19 protein-coding genes and 1 pseudogene are annotated in these 21,229 nt (G+C 63.5%); 3 read left to right on the top strand and 17 right to left on the bottom strand.

What is annotated here, in order from left to right; all coding sequences use genetic code 11:
* Positions 1–2 precede the first annotated feature (2 nt).
* The 13 genes from QTA58_RS18130 to QTA58_RS18070 all read right to left on the bottom strand — a co-directional run bounded on the left by QTA58_RS18130 (position 3) and on the right by QTA58_RS18070 (position 13,295).
* Positions 3–1,334 (bottom strand): CapA family protein, encoded by a 1,332-nt coding sequence (locus QTA58_RS18130; RefSeq protein WP_289669965.1) that lies wholly within the window; start codon positions 1,332–1,334, stop codon positions 3–5.
* A gap of 250 nt (positions 1,335–1,584) precedes the next feature.
* Positions 1,585–1,848 (bottom strand): cytochrome C oxidase subunit IV family protein, encoded by a 264-nt coding sequence (locus QTA58_RS18125; protein ID WP_289669964.1) that lies wholly within the window; start codon positions 1,846–1,848, stop codon positions 1,585–1,587.
* A gap of 4 nt (positions 1,849–1,852) precedes the next feature.
* Entirely contained in the window at positions 1,853–2,488 is a 636-nt protein-coding gene (locus QTA58_RS18120) for a cytochrome c oxidase subunit 3 (protein ID WP_289669963.1), read from the bottom strand.
* Positions 2,481–4,148 (bottom strand): cytochrome c oxidase subunit I, encoded by a 1,668-nt coding sequence (locus tag QTA58_RS18115; protein WP_289669962.1) that lies wholly within the window; start codon positions 4,146–4,148, stop codon positions 2,481–2,483. The genes QTA58_RS18120 and QTA58_RS18115 overlap by 8 nt, the downstream gene beginning before the upstream one ends.
* A complete protein-coding gene (gene coxB / locus QTA58_RS18110; protein WP_289669961.1) occupies positions 4,145–5,089 on the bottom strand; it encodes a cytochrome c oxidase subunit II in 945 nt (314 codons plus the stop codon). Before coxB ends, QTA58_RS18115 begins: the two co-directional genes overlap by 4 nt.
* Positions 5,086–5,871, bottom strand: coding sequence for an SCO family protein (locus QTA58_RS18105; protein WP_289669959.1), 786 nt, complete (start codon positions 5,869–5,871; stop codon positions 5,086–5,088). The genes coxB and QTA58_RS18105 overlap by 4 nt, the downstream gene beginning before the upstream one ends.
* Positions 5,868–6,236, bottom strand: a complete 369-nt coding sequence (locus QTA58_RS18100; RefSeq protein WP_289669958.1) for a hypothetical protein — start codon at positions 6,234–6,236, stop codon at positions 5,868–5,870. Before QTA58_RS18100 ends, QTA58_RS18105 begins: the two co-directional genes overlap by 4 nt.
* The gene (locus QTA58_RS18095; RefSeq protein WP_289669957.1) at positions 6,233–7,285 is read right to left on the bottom strand and encodes a hypothetical protein; all 1,053 of its coding nucleotides are present in this window, start codon (positions 7,283–7,285) and stop codon (positions 6,233–6,235) included. Before QTA58_RS18095 ends, QTA58_RS18100 begins: the two co-directional genes overlap by 4 nt.
* Complete coding sequence (locus tag QTA58_RS18090) at positions 7,282–7,815, bottom strand: cytochrome c (RefSeq protein ID WP_289669956.1); 534 nt, start codon at positions 7,813–7,815, stop codon at positions 7,282–7,284. Before QTA58_RS18090 ends, QTA58_RS18095 begins: the two co-directional genes overlap by 4 nt.
* Positions 7,812–8,372 carry a DUF3341 domain-containing protein gene (locus QTA58_RS18085; RefSeq protein ID WP_085424820.1) on the bottom strand — a complete coding sequence of 187 codons (561 nt, stop codon included), beginning with the start codon at positions 8,370–8,372 and terminating at the stop codon, positions 7,812–7,814. The genes QTA58_RS18090 and QTA58_RS18085 overlap by 4 nt, the downstream gene beginning before the upstream one ends.
* Positions 8,365–9,696 (bottom strand): NrfD/PsrC family molybdoenzyme membrane anchor subunit, encoded by a 1,332-nt coding sequence (nrfD, locus tag QTA58_RS18080; RefSeq protein WP_289669955.1) that lies wholly within the window; start codon positions 9,694–9,696, stop codon positions 8,365–8,367. Before nrfD ends, QTA58_RS18085 begins: the two co-directional genes overlap by 8 nt.
* A complete protein-coding gene (locus tag QTA58_RS18075) occupies positions 9,693–12,620 on the bottom strand; it encodes a TAT-variant-translocated molybdopterin oxidoreductase (RefSeq protein ID WP_289669954.1) in 2,928 nt (975 codons plus the stop codon). Before QTA58_RS18075 ends, nrfD begins: the two co-directional genes overlap by 4 nt.
* Positions 12,621–12,626: 6 nt before the next feature.
* The gene (locus QTA58_RS18070; protein WP_289669953.1) at positions 12,627–13,295 is read right to left on the bottom strand and encodes a cytochrome c3 family protein; all 669 of its coding nucleotides are present in this window, start codon (positions 13,293–13,295) and stop codon (positions 12,627–12,629) included.
* A 164-nt stretch (positions 13,296–13,459) separates the two neighbouring features.
* On the opposite strand from QTA58_RS18070, the gene QTA58_RS18065 reads away from it, so the two are divergent.
* On the top strand, positions 13,460–14,614 hold the full coding sequence (locus QTA58_RS18065; RefSeq protein ID WP_289669952.1) for an HlyD family secretion protein: 1,155 nt from the start codon (positions 13,460–13,462) through the stop codon (positions 14,612–14,614).
* Between the two features lies 1 nt (position 14,615).
* Complete coding sequence (locus tag QTA58_RS18060) at positions 14,616–16,226, top strand: DHA2 family efflux MFS transporter permease subunit (RefSeq protein WP_289669951.1); 1,611 nt, start codon at positions 14,616–14,618, stop codon at positions 16,224–16,226.
* A 14-nt stretch (positions 16,227–16,240) separates the two neighbouring features.
* Here the strand turns inward: QTA58_RS18060 and QTA58_RS18055 are convergent, their stop codons facing one another.
* Positions 16,241–16,690 (bottom strand): PPC domain-containing DNA-binding protein, encoded by a 450-nt coding sequence (locus QTA58_RS18055; protein WP_289669950.1) that lies wholly within the window; start codon positions 16,688–16,690, stop codon positions 16,241–16,243.
* Positions 16,691–16,743: 53 nt separating this feature from the next.
* Between QTA58_RS18055 and QTA58_RS18050 the strand changes: the two are divergent.
* Positions 16,744–17,045: pseudogene (locus tag QTA58_RS18050) on the top strand (thiamine pyrophosphate-requiring protein); the annotation flags it as partial.
* Between the two features lie 3 nt (positions 17,046–17,048).
* Here QTA58_RS18050 and QTA58_RS18045 read toward each other — a convergent pair.
* The 3 genes from QTA58_RS18045 to QTA58_RS18035 all read right to left on the bottom strand — a co-directional run bounded on the left by QTA58_RS18045 (position 17,049) and on the right by QTA58_RS18035 (position 21,227).
* Positions 17,049–19,325, bottom strand: coding sequence for a CDC48 family AAA ATPase (locus QTA58_RS18045; RefSeq protein ID WP_289669949.1), 2,277 nt, complete (start codon positions 19,323–19,325; stop codon positions 17,049–17,051).
* 101 nt (positions 19,326–19,426) lie between these two features.
* A complete protein-coding gene (locus tag QTA58_RS18040; RefSeq protein WP_289669948.1) occupies positions 19,427–20,182 on the bottom strand; it encodes a TIGR04290 family methyltransferase in 756 nt (251 codons plus the stop codon).
* A 4-nt stretch (positions 20,183–20,186) separates the two neighbouring features.
* Positions 20,187–21,227, bottom strand: a complete 1,041-nt coding sequence (locus QTA58_RS18035) for a UDP-glucuronic acid decarboxylase family protein (RefSeq protein WP_289669947.1) — start codon at positions 21,225–21,227, stop codon at positions 20,187–20,189.
* Between the last annotated feature and the right edge of the window lie 2 nt (positions 21,228–21,229).

Below are 21,229 nucleotides of genomic sequence, written 5' to 3'. Positions count from 1 at the left end.
TACTAGAGGTCGACGATCCCGACACCGTTCTCGATGACCACCCTGGTTCCGAACGGTTCGGACAGGCGGCGGTAGCGATCGAGGATGCGGACGGCGTCTTCCCCCTTGGCGAGCATCGGGCGCCCTTCCGTGAAAGGATGCTCGCCGTTGCCCGTCCGGCGGGTCTGGCCCGCCTCAGGCGTGGATTCGCGGCCCATTTCCACCGGGTGCAGGCGGATACGCTTCAGCTTGCGGTCTTCCATCTCGAGCTGGATGACCGCCGAGCTCCACCAGGTATCCGAAGGAGTGTCGAGACCCGGATGCAGCGGATGGGCGGCGGGCGTCAGCATCGGCAGTCGGTCCACGTCATGACCCCACGCGTCATAGCTGTCGTAGGGTACGCGCTGGATGAATTCCGACTGGGCGAAGAAATTGCCGATACCGTAGATGATCGGCTTGCCCTTGTAGATTTCGATGCCGAGCGTGCGGTGCCAGCCATGCCCGACATAGATGTCGGCGCCGCCGTCGATGACCGCATGGGCGAATTCCTTCACGAATCCCGGAGGCGTGTCGCCGCGCGGTCCGTCCGAGACGCTGAAATGGTGCGCCACGATCACCAGGTCGGCCATCGCACGCGCCTCGTCGACGGAGCGCAGATTGCGTTCCAGATCGCGCTTGTGGCAGCGGCTGATGATCTCGAAATGATCGCCGACGAAGAAGGAGTCCGGATCGCCCCATTGCTGCGCGCCCGGCAGCTGGATGCCGAACGACCCCTCGCGTCCGTGCTTCGGCTTCTTCATGACGTTCAGCTTCTCGCCGAAATCCTTGAGATTCCTGGCCGTCTGCTCGTCGACCATGAATTCGAAGGTGAGCCGCTGGGGATTGACGCCGGGGCGGCCGCGCAGCGCGCCCTTCGGCTGGCCCGCCCACATGAAGTGCTGGTTGCCGGAGCTCGTCGAGACGAGCGCGACACGACCGTTCCTCTTGTCGACATAACCGGGCTCGCTCGCAAGTTCCAGATCGGCGCCCGTGCCGGCGGTGACGATGCCGGCCGACTTCATGTGCTTCTTGGTCGCGAAAAGCCCTTCGGGACCGAAGTCGAAACTGTGATTATGGGCCGTCGACATGATGTCGAAGCCGGCCCATTTGAGATCCTTGGCAACCTCCGGATCGGCCATCATGAAGCTGCCGATACCCTGCCCCCGCGCCGGCCACTTGAGCTCGTCATATTCGGCAAAGTTCATTTCCAGATGGCCGTAGGTGACGTCGGCATCCTTCAGCAGCTCCCAGACCCGAAGGAACTCCGGCTCCTCGTGCATGTTGAACGGACGGCACACCATGCATTCGCCCGCCAAACTTACTCTCCAACTCCGCGATGATGTCATCAAATCCTCCACACGCCGAGCATGGCGGTCGGTGACCATGCACCGACGCCGCGCCCCCGCCGCATCCGCCTACGATTTCCTGGGTCTGAAGCTCTCCCGATGCGACAGCGGCGATCTATCTCCCCCGTCGCATCTTCACGGTATCACTACAGGGAGATATTACTAGTTTCGCTGATTTGCTTTCAGATATAGCAAAGCGGCATAGAGCACGATGCGCCCCTCAGCGTGTCAGATAATCGGCGCAGACGAAGGCGAAGAGGATGAGCAGCCAGGCGCCGGCGCCGAGCGCGGCGATCCGCTGCAATCCTTCTTCCTCGTTGAGATGCATGTAGTGCCAGTAGATCAGGCCGGACTTGCCAAAGGCTATGCCGAGGCTGACGGCCAGGCCGGCAGGTCCCTTCAACATGAAACTCGCCGTCACCGTCGCGGCCAACAGCAGCACGAGCGCGAACCAGACGAGGACGAACGAAACGGTTTTCTGCATGCCGTCACCGCGCCAGATAGAGGACGGGATAGAGGAAGACCCAGATCACATCGACCAGATGCCAGTAGAGCCCGGCCGCCACCGGTACGATCACGCGCTCGGGCAGCAGCAGTCTGCCGGAAACGGCGCGGATCGCTATCACCAGAAGCAGGAGGATGCCGATCAGAAGATGGAGGGCGTGCAGACCGGTCGCCACGAGATAGAGGTCCATGAACGCCCGCTGGACCGGGGTAGAGATCTTCAACGGGGCGCCCAGACCGGGCAGCAGGCCCTCCGCATGTTCCAGGGAATATTCATAGACTTTGATGGCTAGGAAGACGGCCCCGAGCGAAGCTGCAGAGAAAAGCCACGCGCCGGTGCCGCGCCTGCGGCCCCGCTTCGCACAGTCCACCGCGAGCGCCACGAATAAGCTGGAGGTCAGCAATACCGCGGTGTTGATCGCGCCGATCCAGACATGCAGCGCCTTCGAAGCCTCCACCACCTCTGCAGGATGCAGAAGCCGCATCACCGCCGCGACGGCGAAGAGGCCGCCGAACAGCATGATCTCGCTGCCAAGAAAGACGTACATGCCCAGCATCGCCGCATCGCGTTGCTGGCGGGCATCCCGGTAGGGCTCGGCGACGGGCCTCGTCTCAACCATCCTCGCCCTCCATCTCGATCTCGTAATCGTAAGGCGGCCGGTCGACCACCGGGATTTCATCGAAATTATGCTTCGGCGGCGGCGACGGTGTCGTCCATTCGAGCCCCGTCGCACCCCAGGGATTGTCGCCGGCCGGTGCGCCGTAGCGCATCGACCACGTGAGATAGACGAGCGGCATCAGATAAGCGAGTCCGAGGAGACTGGCACCGGCGGACGACAGCACATGCAGCATCTGGAACTCCGGCGCATAGACGTGGTAGCGCCGCGGCATGCCGAGATAGCCGAGCAGGAACTGCGGGAAAAAGGTGAGATTGAAGCCGAGAAAGATGAAGATCGCCGCCAACCGTCCCCAGACGAGCGGATAGGTGCGGCCGACGATCTTCGGCCACCAGTAATGCAGCGCGCCGAAGAAGGCCGAAACCGTGCCGCCGACCATGATGTAGTGGAAATGCGCCACCACGAAATAGGTGTCGTGGACATGCACGTCCACCGCCAGCATCGCAAGCATCAGTCCCGTCAGACCGCCGACGACGAAAAGGCCGATAAAGGTCATGCCGTAGAGAAAGGGCGGATCGAGCGAGATATGCCCCTTATAGAGCGTCGCCGCCCAGTTGTAGACCTTGATGCCGGAGGGCACCGCCACCGCGAGGCTCAGGAAGGAAAAGACGGCGCTCGCATACATGGACTGGCCCGCCACGAACATGTGATGACCCCAGACGAAGAAGCCGATCACGGCGATGGCGATCGAGGAGCCGGCGACGAACTTGTAACCGAAGACCGGCTTGCGGGCCGCTGCGGCGACGAGCTCGCTGACGACGCCGAGCGCCGGCAGCACCATGATGTAGACTGCCGGATGGCTGTAGAACCAGAAGAGATGCTGGTAGAGCAGCGGGTCGCCGCCGAGTTTCGGATCGAAGATGCCGAGGCCGAACAGCCGCTCCGCCGCGATCAGCACAAGCGTGATGGAAAGCACCGGCGTCGCAAGCACGAGGATCAGCGAAGTTGCGTAAATCGCCCAGACGAAGAGCGGCAGCCTGTCCCAGGTCATGCCCGGGCAGCGCAGCTTGTGAACCGTGACGATGAAATTGAGGCCGGTGAGGATGGATGAGAACCCGGCGATGAAGACAGCGACGGCAGCCAGCACCACGTTGCCGTGAGAGAACATCGACGAAAGCGGCGTATAGAAGGTCCAGCCCGTGTCGACCCCGCCGGCGATCAGTACGAAGAGCGTGAAGCCACCGGCAAGAACGAAGATGTACCAGCTCAGCAGGTTCAGTCTCGGAAAGGCGAGGTCGCGCGCGCCGATCATCAGCGGGACCAGGAAATTGCCGAACGTGTTGGGGATCGACGGGATCAGGAAGAACCAGACCATGATCACGCCATGGATGGTGAAGGCGCGGTTGTAGCCCTCGTTGGTCAGGAGATCGCCCGCGGGCGTCAGCAAATCGAGACGCATCAGCGCTGCGGCGGCACCGCCGATCATGAAGAATGCGGTGATGGCGAAGAGATAGAGGATCGCGATCCGCTTGTGGTCGCGCGTGAAGAACCAGGACCCGAGACTGTACCCGGCACGCAGATAGCTCTGCCGCTCGGTCTCCGTCTCCGACAACCCTCTATCATGCCGATCGGCCTGATCCGGCCACTCTTGCAGCGCCGTCATTGCGTCAGGTCTCCAGGCCCCAGCGATTTGATATAGGCGACGATCTTCAGCACGTCTTCTTCGGACAGCACGTTCTCAAAGGTCGGCATGATCGCCGGGTAACCGGCGGCGACCTGCTTCTGCGGCAGGAGAATGCTGTCGCGGATATATTGTTCGTCGGCGATGATGGTGGCGCCGCCTTCGAGGGCCACGGGCTTGCCGAACAGCCCTTCGAGCGGCGGCGCTTTCACGGTGGAGGCCGGTCCGTGGCAACCGCTGCAGCCGCGGCCGCGAAAGAGCGCTCCGCCCTGGGCGGCCAGAGAACAGTCGACCGTCGACTGCTGCAGCCAGCGGGCATATTCGGCCGGCGTCTGGATGACGAAGCTGCCGCCCATGACGGAATGGTCGGTGCCGCAGAATTCCGCGCAGGCAAGCCGGTAGGTACCGGGCTTGTCGGCATTGAACCAGAGCACGGTATAGCGGCCCGGCACCACGTCCTGTTTCAGCCTCAGTGCCGGGATGTAGAGGCTGTGAATGACGTCCTGCGAGGCCATCACGAGTTTCACCGGCTCGCCCGTCGGCACATGCAATTCGTTGATCTCGCCCTGCCCTTCGGGGTGCTGGAACTTCCACATCCATTGCCTGGCGACGACATCGATTTCCAGCGCATCCTTCGGCGGATGGTAGAGCCTGGCGAAGAGGTCGGTGGACCAGACGAAGAAACCGATCAGCGCGAAGAACGGAATGATCGACCAGGAAACCTCGAGCCAGACATTGCGGTCCTGCGGATGCTCCCGATCGGCCGGTCTGCCACGGCGATATTTCGCAGCGAAGAGGACGATCACGACGAAGACCGGCGCCGAAAGCGCCACGATCAGCACCGTGAAGGCGATGACGAACAGATCGATCTCGCCGCCATAGCCGGAGGCCTGCTCGGGCCAGAGGGATAGCGGACCGCTCATGTCCGCCCCTCCCTTGCGCGACGCCGCTCCCTTAACAGGGCGACCGCGATGGCACCGGCTCCCACAAGCGCCGTGCCGCCTCCGCCGATCCGCAGCGCCGTCCAGACGATCGAGGAATATCGCCCCGTCGCCGGATCGTAGTGATAGCAGAGCAGCAGAAGCCGGTCGCCCCAGCTTCCGGTCCGGCCCTGCCCCGCTTCGGTCAGCGCCAGCTTGAGGTCGTTGGCCGCGGGCGCCAAGCCGTAGAGCCAGCGGCTCAGCCTGCCCTCCGGCGTGAGGACCGCAACCGCCGCGAGATGGGCATATTGCTGGATCGTGTCGTCCCAGGCGTAGCGGTAGCCGAGCGCATCGGTAACGGCGCGGATGTCCTTCTCCGTGCCGGTCAACGCGTGGACGCCGGAGGAGGCGGTTTGCGAAAAGCGTTTGCGCAGTTCCGTGAGCGAATTCGCCGCTTCCTGCCGTCCCTCCTTCGGATCGATGCCGAAGGCGATGATCGTAAAATCCCGCCCCGGCTGGAAATCCTGCGCCTCAACCGCCTCCATGAGACCGGAAAGCGTTACGCCGCAGATATTCGGGCAATCGTGCAGCACGGGCGCGAGCAGGATCGGCTTACCCTCTGAAAGCTGCCCCAACGTCGTGGCACGGCCGTTCTCGTCCGTGAACGGCAGATCGAACGGCACCTGGACGCCTGGCCTCTGATCGATCCCGGTCGCTTCGAACGGGTTTAGGGCGAATGCTGCCGATGGCAGCAGCAGAAGCCATAGAAACATAAGATATCTCATGGCCCTCCCTCCCTTCGATCCCGATCCGGCCAGCCTTGCGTTGCGATGATTTCCATCGCCCGTTCGATCGGGATTCGCGCACGCCCTGTGTTCCGATCGGCCCAGCCATATCCCTGCAGCCTGGCCCGGATTGCCTCTTCGGCCCGTGGCTGGTCACCGGCGGGGTTCACCTCCAGCCGTGGTCCGGCACGAAGGTTTTCAGCCCCGAATTGCGACGGTGGCGGCGCCTCCTCCGGTGAAATGCCGGAAACGATGAGCGCGACGATCCCGAAGAACATGGCGACGAGCAGGAACAGGCCGACAAGCGCCAGCACCACATGCCGGGCCGAGACATCTTTCCGCTCGAAACCGGAAGCCTCGCTCATGCGCTCCTCCTCCTTCTCGCCTTTGCCGCGACGGCTGCCGCCCCCAGGAAAATGGCCGAGGGATAGAGCAGCAGCATCCCGATCAGCGCCAAGCCGAAAGAGGCTGTTGCAAGACCCATTCCGGCTCCCGCAGACGGCAGGACCAGCCAGGCGCATTCCAGCAGGCCGCCGAAAAGCACGATCACGGAAAGCGCAATCAAAAAACGCCGGTGCCCCCGGATAGGCGGAAAGAACAGCAGGAAAGCCGGCAGCAGACGCGATGCCGCCATCAGGTACTCGACGATCGCCCAGCCGCCCTCGCCTCTCTGCCGGTACCACGCGACGCCCGGCGGCAGGTTGCCTGACCACAGGATGAAATATTGCATGAAGGCGACATAGGCCCACAGCAGGAGCAGGGTCAGCAGCAAGGGGCCGAACACCGCGATCTGCTTCTCCCCTCTGCCGGGCAACCGGAAGACGATCAGTGCCGCAAACGCCGTCAGCACCTGAGCAGCGAGAATATAGAGCCCGAAGCCGGACGAATGGAATTTGGGATCGAGCGACATCAGCCAATCGACGGAAAGCACGCCGTGCAGGGGCACGAAGGCGACGAGGCCGAAGACCGAAAGCGCCGCCCGGCCGGGCGGCTGCCTGCGCAGCGCAATGACGAGCAGCGACGCGCCGCAAAGGATGACAAGGGTTCGGACGGCAAAGAATGCCGGTGCCAGATAGGCGGCCTTGAAGCCCGAAAGCTCGGCGCCTCCGGCCCAGGGATAGATATCCGGCAGCCCGAACAGGACCGGCAGAACGAGCACGATCAGCAGCGGGAAGCCCAGAGCCACAAGGTCCGTCTGCGGCTGGAGCATCTCACGCCACTGACCGGGAATGATCCGGAGCGTCAGCGCCAGGCACAGGCTCCCGAGCGGCAGCGCACTGACGAACGCGAAAGCCGCGAGCCAGCCGGTGAGAGCTGCGTGGGCATCCATGCTCGCCATCGCAAGCGCGATAAGGCAGAGCAGCGCCCCGACCGCGCCGGAAAGAGCGGCTATCCTGCGGTCCTCGACCGTCATGATCCGCTCCCTTCGAGTTTCCGCCTTTCGTCTTCGGAAAGTGCCGAGGCAGGCGCATCCTGCGACAACTGCAACGCCCGGACATAAGCGGCGATCGCCCAGCGGTCTCGGGGCTCGACCCGGTCCGCATAGGAGTACATGACGCCATGTCCCCGAGTGATGACATCGGTAAAATAGCGGCTTGGAGCATCGCGGAGCCGCTCGATATGGAAACTCGGCGGCGCCGGAAAACCCCGCGCCGGGACACGGCCCCGCCCGGTGCCGGCCTCGTCATGGCAGGGCGTGCAATAGATGCCGAACCGCTCGCGGCCGCGTTCCATGAGAGCCGTGCTCATCTCCGGCCTTTCGGCAAGCTCCCGCTCGCGCGCCGGATCGCCGCGCGCCACGGTTCCTTCCGGCGGGGCCTGCAGCGCCTTGCCGTCGGCAAATAGCGGGCTTTTCTCGTAGGAATCGTAACGCGGCTGATGGCTCATGTCGTCGCAGGAGCCCAACATCAAGATCAGAGGGAGAAGCGCAGGCAGAGACTTCATGCCGGCTCCTCCGTGTGTTCCACGACGGTAATCCGCACCGGCGAGAGGCCTTCAAGAAACCGCTGCGTTTTGGCCTTGTCGAAGTGCTCGTCATTGCTGAAGACGACCAGGAAAAACTTGTCGGAACTGGCGAGGTGGAACTCGTCCACGTCGAAGACGGGATGATGCAGCCGCGGCAGCCGGTTGAGGATCAGCATGCCGAATACGGCCGCGAGCACTGCGAACAGCACCGTGAGCTCGAAGGTGATCAGCATGAACGGCTGCCAGGCGATGATCGGCCGGCCGCCGATCTCGATCGGATAGGCATGGTTCGTCCAGACCTGCAGGCCGAAAGCCGTCACCGCCCCGAGACATCCTCCGGCAAAGGTCAGCCAGGGAAGCCTGTTCTCGTCAAAGCCGATCGCCTCAGCCATCTCCTCGACCGGATAGGGCGAATAGGCATCGAAGGCCCGGATCCCCGAACGGCGCGTCATTCTCACCGCTTCGACCAGTTGCTCCGGCCGTTCGAACTCGGCAAGCACGCCGAAGACTTCCGTTTCGGGAGACGGCTCACGCATGTTCGAGGTCTCCTGTCTCGCGCAGCGCTTCCTTCACTTCGAAGGCGGAAATGACCGGCAGGAAGCGGATAAAGAGCAGGAAGGGCGTGAAGAAGACGCCGAGCATGCCAAGGTAGAGACCCCATTCCCATATGCTCGGATGGTATTCGCCCCAGGAGGAGACGAGATAGTCGCGATAGAGCGACGTCGTCAGCAGCATGTAGCGCTCGTACCACATGCCAACCGTCACCGAGAGCCCGATCAGAAAGAGCGCGACCGGCTTCTTGCGGATGCCTGCGAACCACAACAGTTGCAGCGGCAGGAAGTTGAGGATCACCGCGCTCCAGTAGCTGTAGGCATAAGTGCCCGCGAGCCGGTCCGTCAGCGTCGCCAGATCCTGCTGCTCGCCGCTATAGAGCGTGTCGTAGATCTCGGCCCAGTAGCCGTAGGCAGTCATCAGCCCGGTCGCGAGCAGGAAGCGGCCGAGGAGATCGAGATGCCGGCCGGTCACGAGGTCCGCAAATCCGAGCGCATGCCGCAACGCAACCGCGATCATCAGCACGACTGCAAAGCCGGAGAAGGCGGCTCCCAGCACGAAATAAGGCGGAAAGACAGTTGAGTTCCAGCCGGGGATCGGCCCGGCGGCAAAGAGAAGCGAAATCTCGGAATGCACGGAGACGACCAGAGGCACGGCGATCGCAGCCGTCATCCGGTAGGCCTGGTTCCAGCGGGCCCAATGCCGCGCGGAGCCGCGCCAGCCGAGCGACAGCAACCCGTAGAAGACCTGCTGCCCGCGCTTCTTCGCCCGGTCGCGCACCGAGGCCAGGTCGGGAATGATGCCGATGTACCAGAAGAGCACCGAAACCGTGAGATAGGTCAGCACCGCGAAGAAATCCCAGGAAAGCGGGCTCTTGAACTGCGGCGAGATGGTCATCGTGTTCGGATAAGGCGCCATCCAGTAGAAGTACCAGGGCCTGCCGAGATGCAGGATAGGATAAAGGCCGGCGCAGACGACGGCAAAGAGCGTCATCGCCTCGGCGAAACGGTTGAGCGAATTGCGCCAATGGGCACCGAGCAGCAGGAGCAGGGCCGAGATCAGCGTACCGGCATGGCCGATCCCGAGGAACCAGATGTAGTTGGAGATCGCCAGCCCCCAATTGACGGGGATGTTGTTACCCCAGATGCCGACACCGTAGATGAGGAGCACCGCGGCGGAGACTGCAAAGCAGAGCAGCAGGAGAAGCGAGACGGCGAAGAAAGCCCACCAGACGCGCGGGTGGGGATAGCGCAGCGGAATGCGGGTGATCTCGTCGGTGATGCGCGCGTCTGCCACGATGTCGCTCATCCGACATCCTCCCCGGATGTCCCGCCCGCCTCTATCCGCGCCAGATAGGTCGTGCGCGGGCGGGTATTGACCTCCTCCAGCAGGGCATAGTCCCGCGCCTCGGCCTTGCGGCGGCTGACGGTGGAATTGGGATCGGCGACATTGCCGAACGTGATCGCCTGGGCCGGACAGGCCTGCTGGCAGGCCGTGACGACTTCGCCGTCGCGGATCGGCCGGCTCTCCTTGTCGGCCGCAATCTTGGCTTCCGCGATCCGCTGGACGCAGTAGGTGCATTTCTCCATGACGCCGCGGCTGCGCACCGTGACATCCGGATTACGCATCGCCTGGATGGAAGGCGGGTCGTCGCCGGTGAAATCGAACCAGTTGAAACGCCGCACCTTGTAGGGGCAGTAGGAGGAACAGGTGCGCGTGCCGATGCAGCGGTTGTAGACCTGCAGGTTCAGCCCATCGATCGAATGCACCGCGGCGTTGACGGGGCAGCCCATCTCGCAGGGCGCCTGTTCGCAATGCATGCAGGTCACCGGCTGGTGATAGGATTTCGGCGCGTCTGCCTCACCCTCGAAATAATGGTCGATGCGCAACCAGTGCATTTCGCGGCCCTGGGCGACGAGCTCCTTTCCAACGACCGGAATGTTGTTCTCCGCCTGACAGGCGGTGACGCAGGCATTGCAGCCGATGCAGAGGTCGAGGTCGATCGACATGCCCCACGAGGGATCTTCCACTGGTCGCCTGGGATAGAAGGACGGAAATTCTCCGGCGGCGGCGACCTGCCTATCCTCGGCCTCCACCGTCCGCACGAAATCGAAGCCGTCCATGGCCTGATGGGCCTGCGTCGTCGCGATGAGCTGCCGTTCACCGGTCTTTTCGATTTCGGCACCGGCGATGTGCCAGGGAGCACGGGTGCTCCGGAGGATATTGGCATTGTAGCCGAGCCCGGCCGCAATCGAATCCCGATGCGACCGGCCATAGCCGAGCGTCAGCGAGATGGTCTCAGCCGCCTGCCCCGGCATGATCCAGATGGCGCCGAGGATCGATTGGCCGGCAACGGACACTCTCACCTCTTCGCCATTGGCCAGCCCGCGGTCTCGGGCAAAATCGGGACTCACGCCGACGACATTGCCCCAGGTGATCTTGCTGATCGGCCGCGGCGTTTCCTGCGCCCAGGCATTGTCGGCCAGCGATCCATCCCAGACACCGGCGTCGGGACGGATATGCAGAACCATCCCGCTCGCTGGAGCGGGCGGCGCGGAAACGGCGCGATCGACGATCGGAGGCACCGAAAGCGGCAAGGCGCTGCCTTCGACAACCCCCTTGTCGAGGATCGCGCGCCAGCGATCGTCGAAATCGGCACTCCATGCCTGCCGCCATGTCGCTTGGACGAGTTCGCGATCGTTCGCCTGCCGGCCAAGCAGGTTTTCCAGCACCACATGCGGCGAGCGCACGTCGAAGAACGGCCGCACCAGCGGCTGGATCAGGACGACCGATCCATCCACGGCACGGGCATCGCTCCAGCTTTCCAGATCGTGCTGCAGCGGCACGTGCCAATGGCAGAGCGCCGCGGTCTCGTCATCGTAGAGACCGGCATGGATGCGCAGCCCGACTCTGTCCATCGCCTTGGCAAAATCCAGATCGCCCGGTGCGGCATGGACCGGATTGGCGCCGAGCACGGCAAGGACCGTCACGCGGCCCGCCCGCATGTCTTCGGCCAGCACTTCGAGCGATCGCGCGCCGTCCGGCGCCGAGGCCGGGATCGGATCGGAGAAGCTTAATGTGCCGCCGAGACTGCCGAGCCTCTCGTTGATCAGCAGCGCCAAGGCCTGCAGGTCAGGGGAATAGCAGGAGCCGGCCAGCACCAGCGATCGTCCACCTGCGCCGCGCAACGCGGTTGCAACCTGGCTCAGCCAGTTTCGATGCCGATCCGAAAGGCTTTCCGGCAGGCTGCCGATCCCGAACTCCGCCCCGAGCGCCTGAAGCAACGTCGAAATCTCGTCCACCGAAGCAGCCACTCGTCTGTCGGCACTTGAACCGGTGATCGACAGGACGGGCTCCGCCACCATCAACCGAGATGGTCCCTGCCCTTGCTGACGCATCCGCCGCCGGTCGGCAAAGAGCCCGGCATTCCTTGTCTGAGATGGGCCCGGCCCCAGAAAGTCGTCGTCGAAGCTGACGATGACCTCGGCCCTTTCGAATGCGGCATGCATTTCCATCGGTCGGCCGAATATCTTCTCCGTTGCCGCCGTCCGGCCGTCGGCCGGGACGGGATCGCAGATATGCCAGCGCGCTTTCGGCCATCGCTCGATCAGCAGGGCGATCTGGCGCAAGAGGGTCGGCGAACTCGTAGGGCCGGTCAGCAGCCGGAATCCATCACCCTGCACCGCGTCGAGATTTCCGGCCTGCTGCGCCATGGCGGCGTCGAAGGCGCTCCAGTCCGCCGGCTTGTCGAAATGACGCGGCGCCTGCGATCGGTCGGGATCGTAAAGCCCGAGCAGCGACGCCTGCGTGAAGGCGTCTGTCGCGCCACGGCTGGCTGAATGGTCCGGATTGCCTTCGAGCTTCACCGGCCGCCCCGCAAAAGTCTTGCCGAGCACCGGCTGGGCGTAGCCCGCGAAGCCGACCGCGGTGGCATACCAACGCGCCTCACCCGGCGTCATGCCTTCCGGCATGTTGACGTAAGGATAGGCCTTTTCATCGGCCTCTCCCTTGCATGCGGAAAGTCCCGCCAGGGCAAGCGAGGCACCCATGACCTTCAGGAGCGTGCGCCGGTCGATCTCCCTTGCCGCGAGGGAAGGAAAGCGCTCCTCCATGAAGGTCCGGAACTCGGCTGTCCCCGTAAGCTCCTCCAGGCTGCGCCAGAACTGCCGGCCGGTCCTGCCCTTGAGCTTCGCTTTAATCGTCTCGACGGCATTGGAGGAAACGGCCGACATGATCCCTCACCGGTGACATATGTTGCATTGAGTGAGCTTGGCGGGCTCGATCCCGTAGGTCTTCGCCATCAGCGCGCCGTATTCCTTGTGAGCACTGGGATCGCGATCCCAGTCTGTCCAGTCCATCCGGGTCATCTCGTCCGGGGGCCTGAGATTCGGCGCCGGGTCCCTATGGCAATCGAGGCAGAACTTCATCTGAAAGGGCTTTGCACGCGACATCAGAGGCATCTGGTCGACGCGGCCATGGCAGCTCACGCACGGGACGCCTTTGGTCACGTGGATGGAATGGTCGAAATAGACGTAGTCCGGCAGCCGCGCGACGCGGTTCCATTCGAGCGGCTTGCTCTCGGCAAGGCTCTGCCGCACCGGAGCGAGCATCGCGGCACCCGTCCATATCTGCGAATGACAGCTCATGCAGATATGGGTGGCCGGCAGGCCGGCCTTCGCACTCGTCTCCACGGACGTATGGCAGTAACGGCAGTCTATGCCGAGACCGGCGACATGATGCTCGTGACTGAAGGGCACCGGCTGGTCCTGCACCCACCCGACCAGCGTGCCGTAGCTCGACTCCGCATAGCCGCCGACGAAAGTTGCAAGACAGACGAGAAGGATGAGGATCCCCAGCAGGATCGCACGAAGACGCGTATCAGCGGACGCCGTGAAGATCTGTGCCAACAGAAGAACCCCATCCACACGAAGGTACAAAACACCGTTCGCAGCGGAAGGTTCCAGCCCGGGAAAAGCTTGCTGCGCCGCAGTAACGTTACTGTTCCCTCCAGGAACCTAAGTGGGCTTCCGGCGTTTCGAATGCTTCCACAGCCAATTCTCAGAGGCATATCGTGGCCCAAGTTCAGCGCACCGTTCCCGATGACGAGGCGAACCGCCCGGCCGATCCCGAAGACAAGGACCGGACCGAGGAACCGCAGGCATCCGCCCATAAGCAAGATGAAGAGAAGCGGTCGCTGGTCCGGCGACATCCCGTCTGGACCGCTCTTGCCGCCATCGTCCTGATCGCTCTGGCGGTTGCTGTCTATTTCGTCTGGTCGATCTATTTCCACCCTTACGAGACGACGGACGACGCCTTCGTCGACGCCCGCAGCTTCTCGCTGGCAGCCAAGGTTTCCGGTTATATCGACGAGGTGGCGGTCACCGACAACCAGCACGTCGCTGCGGGAGCGGTGATCGCCAGGATCGCCCCGCGCGACTACCAGATTGCCGTCGGCCAGGCCGAGGCGCAGGTTGAATCCGCAAATGCGGCGATCGCCAATGCGGCCGCACAGATCGAGGTCGCAACCGCCGCCGTGGACGAGGCCCGCGCGCAGGAAGCTTCCACGCTCGCAGCGCTGCAGTTCGCCAAGGACGAAGCGGCCCGCCAGCGGCAACTCCTCCAGGGCGGTGCCGGCAGCCTGCAGACCTCGCAGCAGGCGGAATCGAACCTCAGACAGGCTCAGGCCGCCTATAACCAGGCGCAGGCGAGCGTCACGTCGGCGATGAAGAACAGGACGGCGGCCGAAGCCCAGCGCAACAGCGCGGCAGCAAGCCTCAAGCAGGCGCAAGCGCAACGCGAAAGCGCCGAACAGAACCTGGGCTACACGACGCTGACCGCAGCCCAACCCGGCCGGGTCGTGAGGCTGAGCGGCTCGAAGGGCCAGTTCGTCGAAGCCGGCCAGGCGATCGCCATGTTCGTTCCGGACGAGGTTTGGGTGACTGCGAATTTCAAGGAGACGCAACTCGCCGACATGCGGCCCGGCCAGCCGGTCGACCTGACGATCGACGCCTATCCGGACCATGTTCTGCACGGCAGGGTCGACTCGGTCCAGCCCGGGTCGGGCACGGCCTTTTCGCTGCTGCCGGCGGAAAACGCGACCGGCAACTACGTGAAAGTGACCCAGCGCGTGCCCGTGAAGATCGTCGTCGACCAATGGCCGACGGACGTTGCGATCGGCCCCGGCATGTCGGTCGTGCCGACGGTTACGGTGAGACCGAGGAGCTGACGTGGCAACCGCAGGAGCGATAGGCGGCGCCGAGCCGGTCGACAGCGGCCGGAGCACCAATCCTTGGCTGGTGGCGGTGGTCGTGGCGCTGGCCGTCTTCATGGAAGTGCTGGACACCACGATCGCCAACGTCGCGCTGCGTTATATTTCCGGCGGCTTGGCGATCAGTTCCGACGAAGCCTCCTGGGTCGTCACGACCTATCTCGTTTCCAACGCCGTGGCGCTGATCGCTTCGAGCTTTATCGCCCAGCGCTATGGCCGCAAGCGCTTCTATCTCGTCTGCCTGGCCCTCTTCACCGTCGCCTCCATTCTGTGCGGGCTCGCCTGGAACCTGCCCTCGCTCTTGATCTTCCGGATGATACAGGGCTTTGCGGGCGGCGGCATGGTGCCCGTCTCGCAATCGATCCTGACGGATTCCTTTCCGCCGGAAAAACGCGGCCAGGCTTTTGCGGTCTTCGGCATCGCCGTGGTCGTCGCTCCGGTGGTCGGCCCGACGCTCGGCGGCTACATCTCCGACAATTTTTCCTGGCACTGGTGTTTCCTGATCAACGGTCCGGTCGGCGCCTTCGCCTTCGCGCTCGTCTATTTCCTCGTGCAGGAGCCGGAAGCGCTCCGCAGGAAGCGCGAGGAGATGCGCCGAAAGGGCATCCGCTTCGACGTGACCGGATTTCTTCTGGTGGCGACCTTCCTCGGCGCCCTGGAACTGGTGCTCGATCGCGGCCAGGTGGAGGACTGGTTCGACTCCACGTTCATCATCGTGGCGACCGCGATCTGCGTCGTCGCGCTGCTCGCCTCGATCCCGTGGCTGCTGACCGCCAGAAACCCGGCGGTCGACATACGGCTGCTCGCGACCCGGCAATTCGGCTCCTGCGTCGTCGTCATGCTGGCGATCGGAGCGATCCTGATCGCCACGACGCAATTCGTGCCGCAGGTGTTGCAGGAGAACTATGGCTACACCGCCACCTGGGCAGGAATGGCACTCTCGCCCGGAGGATTGGTGACCATGGTGATGATGTTCGTCGCGGGCCGGCTCACCTCGAAGATCCAGCCGAAATATCTGATCGCCATCGGAGCGGGGATCATCGCCTTCTCCATGTACGACATGACCCGCGTGAACCCCGACCTGAACTTCGGCTTCTTCGTCTGGTCGCGGCTTTATCTCGGCCTCGGCCTGCCGCTGATCTTCATACCCATCATCGCGGCCTCCTACGACGGGCTTCGTCCCGACCAGATAGATCAGGCGTCAGCGCTCATCAACGCGGCGCGCAATACGGGCGGCTCGATCGGCGTTTCGGTCGCCTCCAACGTGTTGGCCGACCGCGAACAATGGCACCAGAGCCGGCTGGTCGAACATATCGTGCCCTCCGATCCCACTTACGTCGAGACGATGCGAAATCTGCAGCATTTCTTCGCGGAGCGCGGCTCGACGATGGCGGATGCGCAGAACCAGGCGATGGGCCTCATCGGCGAACAGGTGCGGATGCAGGCAAGCTATCTCGCCTATATCGACGTCTTCTACGTCCTCGCGATCATCTCCGCATGCGCAATCCCGCTGGCGCTCATCCTGCGCAATATCGCCCTGAAATCCGGAGGCGGCGGCGGAATGCACTAAGCGGCCCCCGTCCGTCAATCCGAGTTTGCCAGATCGATCAGCGCTATTCCGAGACCCGGCTGTTCCCGGCGCCTCAGATGCGCAGGCGTCTCGCGGACGACGACCTCGAGCGTGGGGCGCACATGGCCTTCCATGAAATGACCGCCCTTGGTGCTGCCGTCGGAAAGGCCGAGAACCGCATGGAGATGCAGGCTCGCCTTACCATCGTCGCTTACCGCAATGTCGCCGATCGCGCTCAAGACCTCCGATTGCTCCGGTACGGGAATCTTCTTGTAGCTCTTCTTCTCGAACTCGAAGAAAGCGATCGTGGCGCGGCTGAAGGCACCGATCGCCGTTACCGACGCAGCGCTGATGCCGTTCTTTTCCGCAAAGGCCGAAATGCTGGAAAAAGCCTCGTCTCCCTCGTCCAGAACCAGGATGAAGGTCCGTTCGCCCGCGTCGCTTGCCAGAAGTTTGTGTTTCACCGCTTCACCTTTCTGTTTCCGATGAAGTCGAAAGCGCCAAGCCTGCGTCGGGTTCCCAAAGTATCCCCGACGTCCCCTATCATCGCTTCGCTGAACTCATCGGCCTCAAGGCCTGTTCGTCGATACGCCCGAAGACCTGGGCTCCGCATGGGATGAGGCCCTGGCCGCCGACCGTCCGGTCGTGCTGGAGGTGAAGACCGATCCGGAAGTGCCGCCGCTGCCGCCCCATTTCACCTTCAAGCAGATCAGGAACATGACGGCATCGCTCGCCAAGGGCGATCCCAACGAAGCCGGCGTCATCCGAGGCACCGTTCGGCAGGTGCTCAGCGCAGTCCTGCCGAGCGGCAGGCATTGAACGTCACTCTGCCGCCTGCCGGAGCGGTACGAAGCCGATCGCCTGATGGCTGGGACCCTGCTGCTTGAGAGTGCGGAGCATTTCCTCGTATTCGCGCTCCATTTCAGGCGTGACGGACGGCCTCGTCTCCGCCAGGGCACGTTCGAAATGTCCCGAATTTATCTTGTCGGCGTCCAGCTCCTCCCGCAGCGCCAGAAGCCCGGCCCGGCGGGTCAGATCCTCCAAGTCGGCGCCCGTATACCGCTCCGTCCGTTCCGCGAGCTGATCGAGGTTGACATCCTCGGCAAGCGGCATGTTCTTGGTGTGGATCGCCAGTATCTTCCGTCGGCCCTTCGCATCCGGCACGGGAACGTAGACGAGTTCGTCGAAGCGGCCCGGCCGAAGAAGAGCAGGATCGAGGAGGTTCGGACGGTTCGTGGCGGCCATCACCACCACGCCCTGCAGCTCTTCCAATCCGTCCATTTCCGCAAGGATCGTATTGACGACGCGTTCCGTCACGGCCGGCTCTCCCAGTCCGCCGCCGCGGGCAGGAGCAAGGGAATCGATCTCGTCGATGAAGATGACGGTGGGCGCCACCTGCCGGGCGCGCTCGAACAGCCGGGAAACCTGCTGCTCGGATTCGCCGTACCATTTGGAGAGCAGGTCGGAGGATTTGGTAGCCACGAAATTCGCCTCCGCCTCACGCGCGACCGCCTTGGCAAGCAGGGTCTTGCCGGTGCCCGGCGGTCCGAAAAGGAGGAAGCCTTTCGCCGGCCGGATGCCGATCCGGCGGAACGACTGCGGCGACTTGAGCGGAAGCTCCACCCCTTCGCGCAGACGCATCTGTGCCTCGTCCAATCCGCCGATATCGTCCCAGCCGACATCCGGCACCTGGATCATGATCTCGCGCAGCGCGCTCGGTTGAATGCGCTTCATCGCGCTCAGGAAATCGTCCTGCTTCACGCTCAGATTCTCGAGCACCTCCGCCGGGATGCCTTCGCGCAGGTTGAGACCGGGCAGGAGCCGCCGCAGCGAGTCCATCGCGGCCTCCCGCGAGAGCGCCCCAAGGTCGGCCCCCACGAAGCCGTAGGTGGTCCGGGCGATCTCGTCGAGATTGACGTCCTCGGCAAGCGGCATGCCGCGGGTGTGGATTGCCAGGATCTCATGACGTCCCTCCTGGTCCGGCACGCCGATGATGATTTCCCGGTCGAAACGTCCCGGCCGCCGCAAAGCTTCGTCGATCGCATCCCGCCTGTTGGTCGCGCCGATGACGACGATGTTCTGGCGCGGCTCCAGACCGTCCATGAGCGTCAGGAGCTGGGCGACGATCCTCCGCTCGACCTCGCCGGTGACCTGCTCACGCTTCGGAGCGATGGAATCGATCTCGTCGATGAAGATGATCGCGGGCGCGCTCTGCGACGCCTCCTGGAATACCTGCCTCAATCTCTCTTCGGATTCACCATAGCGGCTGCCCATGATTTCCGGACCGGCGATATGGAAGAAGTTCGCTTCCGTCTCATTGGCGACGGCCCGTGCCAGCAGGGTCTTGCCGGTCCCGGGCGGGCCGTGCAGCAGAACGCCCTTCGGCGGCTCGATCCCCAGCCTCTGGAAGAGTTCGGGATGACGCAGCGGCAGTTCCACCATTTCCCGGACCTGATCCACCGACGAGCCGAGGCCGCCGATATCGTCATAGGTGACATCCGCTCGCCGGGCCTCCTTCGGCTCCTCGAACTGCGGGCGCAGTTCGATCGTCGTTCCTTCGCCGACCTGCACGATGCCGCGGGGCTGGGTGGAAACGACGACGAGCCTGATTTCCTGCAGACCGTAAGCCGGGAGATCCAGCATGCCGCGCAGCATCTCTTCACGGGGGCTGGAGCGAACCCGTTGATGCACGGACGTGGAGATCACGTCGCCGGCCGCCATCGGCCGATGCAGGAAGGTGCGGCGAAGCGCGTCTCCGGAGCCTTCAAGGCGCAGGTTCTTTTGCGCCGGCGCCAGGACGATCCGGGTGGCCGGGCGGGCATCGGCCTTGCGTATCTCGACGAAATCGCCGCTCGTCACGCCCGCATTGACGCGCTGCAGGCCGTCGAGCCGCACAAGGTTCAGCCCTTCGTCCTCCGGATAGGCGCGCACGGCGACCGCCGCGGTGTGCCGCTTGCCCAGGATCTCGACGATCTGCCCTTCCTGGATGTTGAGTGCGGTCAAAGCCTGTGAGCTGAAGCGCGCCACGCCATGCCCCGCATCCTGAGGTCTGGTATTGGCGACCTGGAGCTTGACGCCCTGTTCCTCGCCTTCGGGCATGGGATCCTCCTGCGTTCAAGATGGGTGTCCGGTGAACTGGCAGATCGATCGTTGGTTCCACGCTATCACGAAACCAGGCTTTGGCGAAGCGCTACGGCGTTTCAGAGATGTGGAGGCGGATCGGCGGCATAGTGCCGTTCGCCGCGGCGGCAGAGATAGACCTCCCTTTCGGGATTGTCCTCGATCACGAAACCCGAGCTTCGCAGCATCGCCTCCACCGCCGCCTTGTTGGGGATGAACCAGTTGGTCGGATCGGACGCGTATCGCTCTTCGACGAAGTAGAGCCTGGGATAGCCCCGACGTTCGAAGATATCCCATTCCGAAAAGTCGTAGTCATCCTTCAGGTCGCAAATGCGCTCTTCTCCCCTTTGGAGGCATTGGAAGAGCATCCGGTCGCCCACCGCATGATCATGGAGAAGATCGAGCGCCAGCAGCGGGTGGCGCAAGTGGTAGAGCACACCCATGAAGATCACGAGGTCGAACTTCTCCTTCAACCGGCCGACCTCGTAGACCGACATCTCCTGGAATTCGACGTCCAGCCCGCACTGCTCCGCCACAAAACGGGCCTGCCGGAGATAATGCGGGTCGGAATCGATGCCGAGCACGCGGCCCGCATTGCGGCGCTTCATCTCGAAGGAATAGAAGCCTGCGTTGCAACCCACATCGAGAACGCTGCGTCCTTCGAGATCCTCCGGCACGGCATGCCGGAAGCCTTTCCACTTGAAGGTCGGATAGTCGCCGAGGAAATGATCGGGAGCTGTCTTGATCCCCTGGATCTCCATGTTCTGGAACCAAGGGCCGAGCTCGGCGATCCTTTCCTTCAGCTCCTCTTTCGTGCTGTTCCTTCGTGCATCCATGCCGTCAGGCTCCGACAGATATTTCGGGAGAGCTGATCGGACGCCGCACGCGGGACCGCCGCCGGAGAGCCTTGCCGTCGCCGAGGGCCGCCGTGAACCAGTCCGCGGTATGCCGCAAGCCCTCCGAAAGAGGCACTTTCGGTTCCCATTTCAGGAGTTCCTTGGCGCGCGATATATCCGGCCGGCGCCGCTGCGGATCGTCCTGCGGCAAGGGCTTGCGGACGGCCTTCGATGCCGTCGGGACCATTGCGAGCACCATTTCGGCAAGCTCGTTGATCGTGAACTCCCCCGGATTGCCGAGGTTGACGGGCGCTTCCGGATTGGGGTCCACATCCATCAGCGCTATCAGGCCGGCGACCAGATCGCTCACGAAGCAGAACGAGCGCGTCTGCTTGCCCGTCCCGTAGATGGTGAGCGGCTTGCCCTGGATCGCCTGCACCAGGAGATTGGAAATGATGCGCCCGTCGTTCGGCTGCATGCGGGGCCCATAGGTGTTGAAAATTCGGGCGACGCGGGCATCGACCTTGCCGGTGCGCAGCATGTCGAAGCAGAGCGTCTCGGCCGCACGTTTGCCTTCGTCATAGCAGGCCCGCGGCCCGATGCAGCTGACGTTGCCGCGATAGTCCTCGCGCTGGGGATGTTCGACCGGGTCGCCATAGACTTCGCTCGTCGAGGCCTGCAGGAACGAGGCTGCGTGCCGCTCGGCAAGCGAAAGCAGGTTTCCCGTGCCGGCCACGCAGGTCATCATCGTATGGACCGGATCGGCCTGATACTGCGGCGGCGAAGCGGCACAGGCGAGATTGTAGATCTGGTCCAGGGTTTCATCGACCTCCGCCAGGTCGCAGATATCCTTTTCGATCAGGCGGAAGCGCGGATGGTTCCTGAGCGGCCGGACATTGTCTTTCGATCCGGTGATATAGCTGTCTACGCAGATCACCCGATCGCCTCGGGCAAGAAGCGCGTCACAGAGATGCGAGCCGACGAAACCGGCACCGCCAGCGACGAGGATAGTCTTGCCTTTTTCGTTTCGGGTCCTTTGCAGCATTA

This window comes from Neorhizobium sp. CSC1952 (assembly GCF_030378245.1).
GTDB classification, from domain to species: domain Bacteria; phylum Pseudomonadota; class Alphaproteobacteria; order Rhizobiales; family Rhizobiaceae; genus Neorhizobium; species Neorhizobium oryzae_A.
The sequence above is the reverse complement of the archived record's forward strand: the minus strand, read 5'-3'. Positions and strand labels throughout refer to the sequence as shown.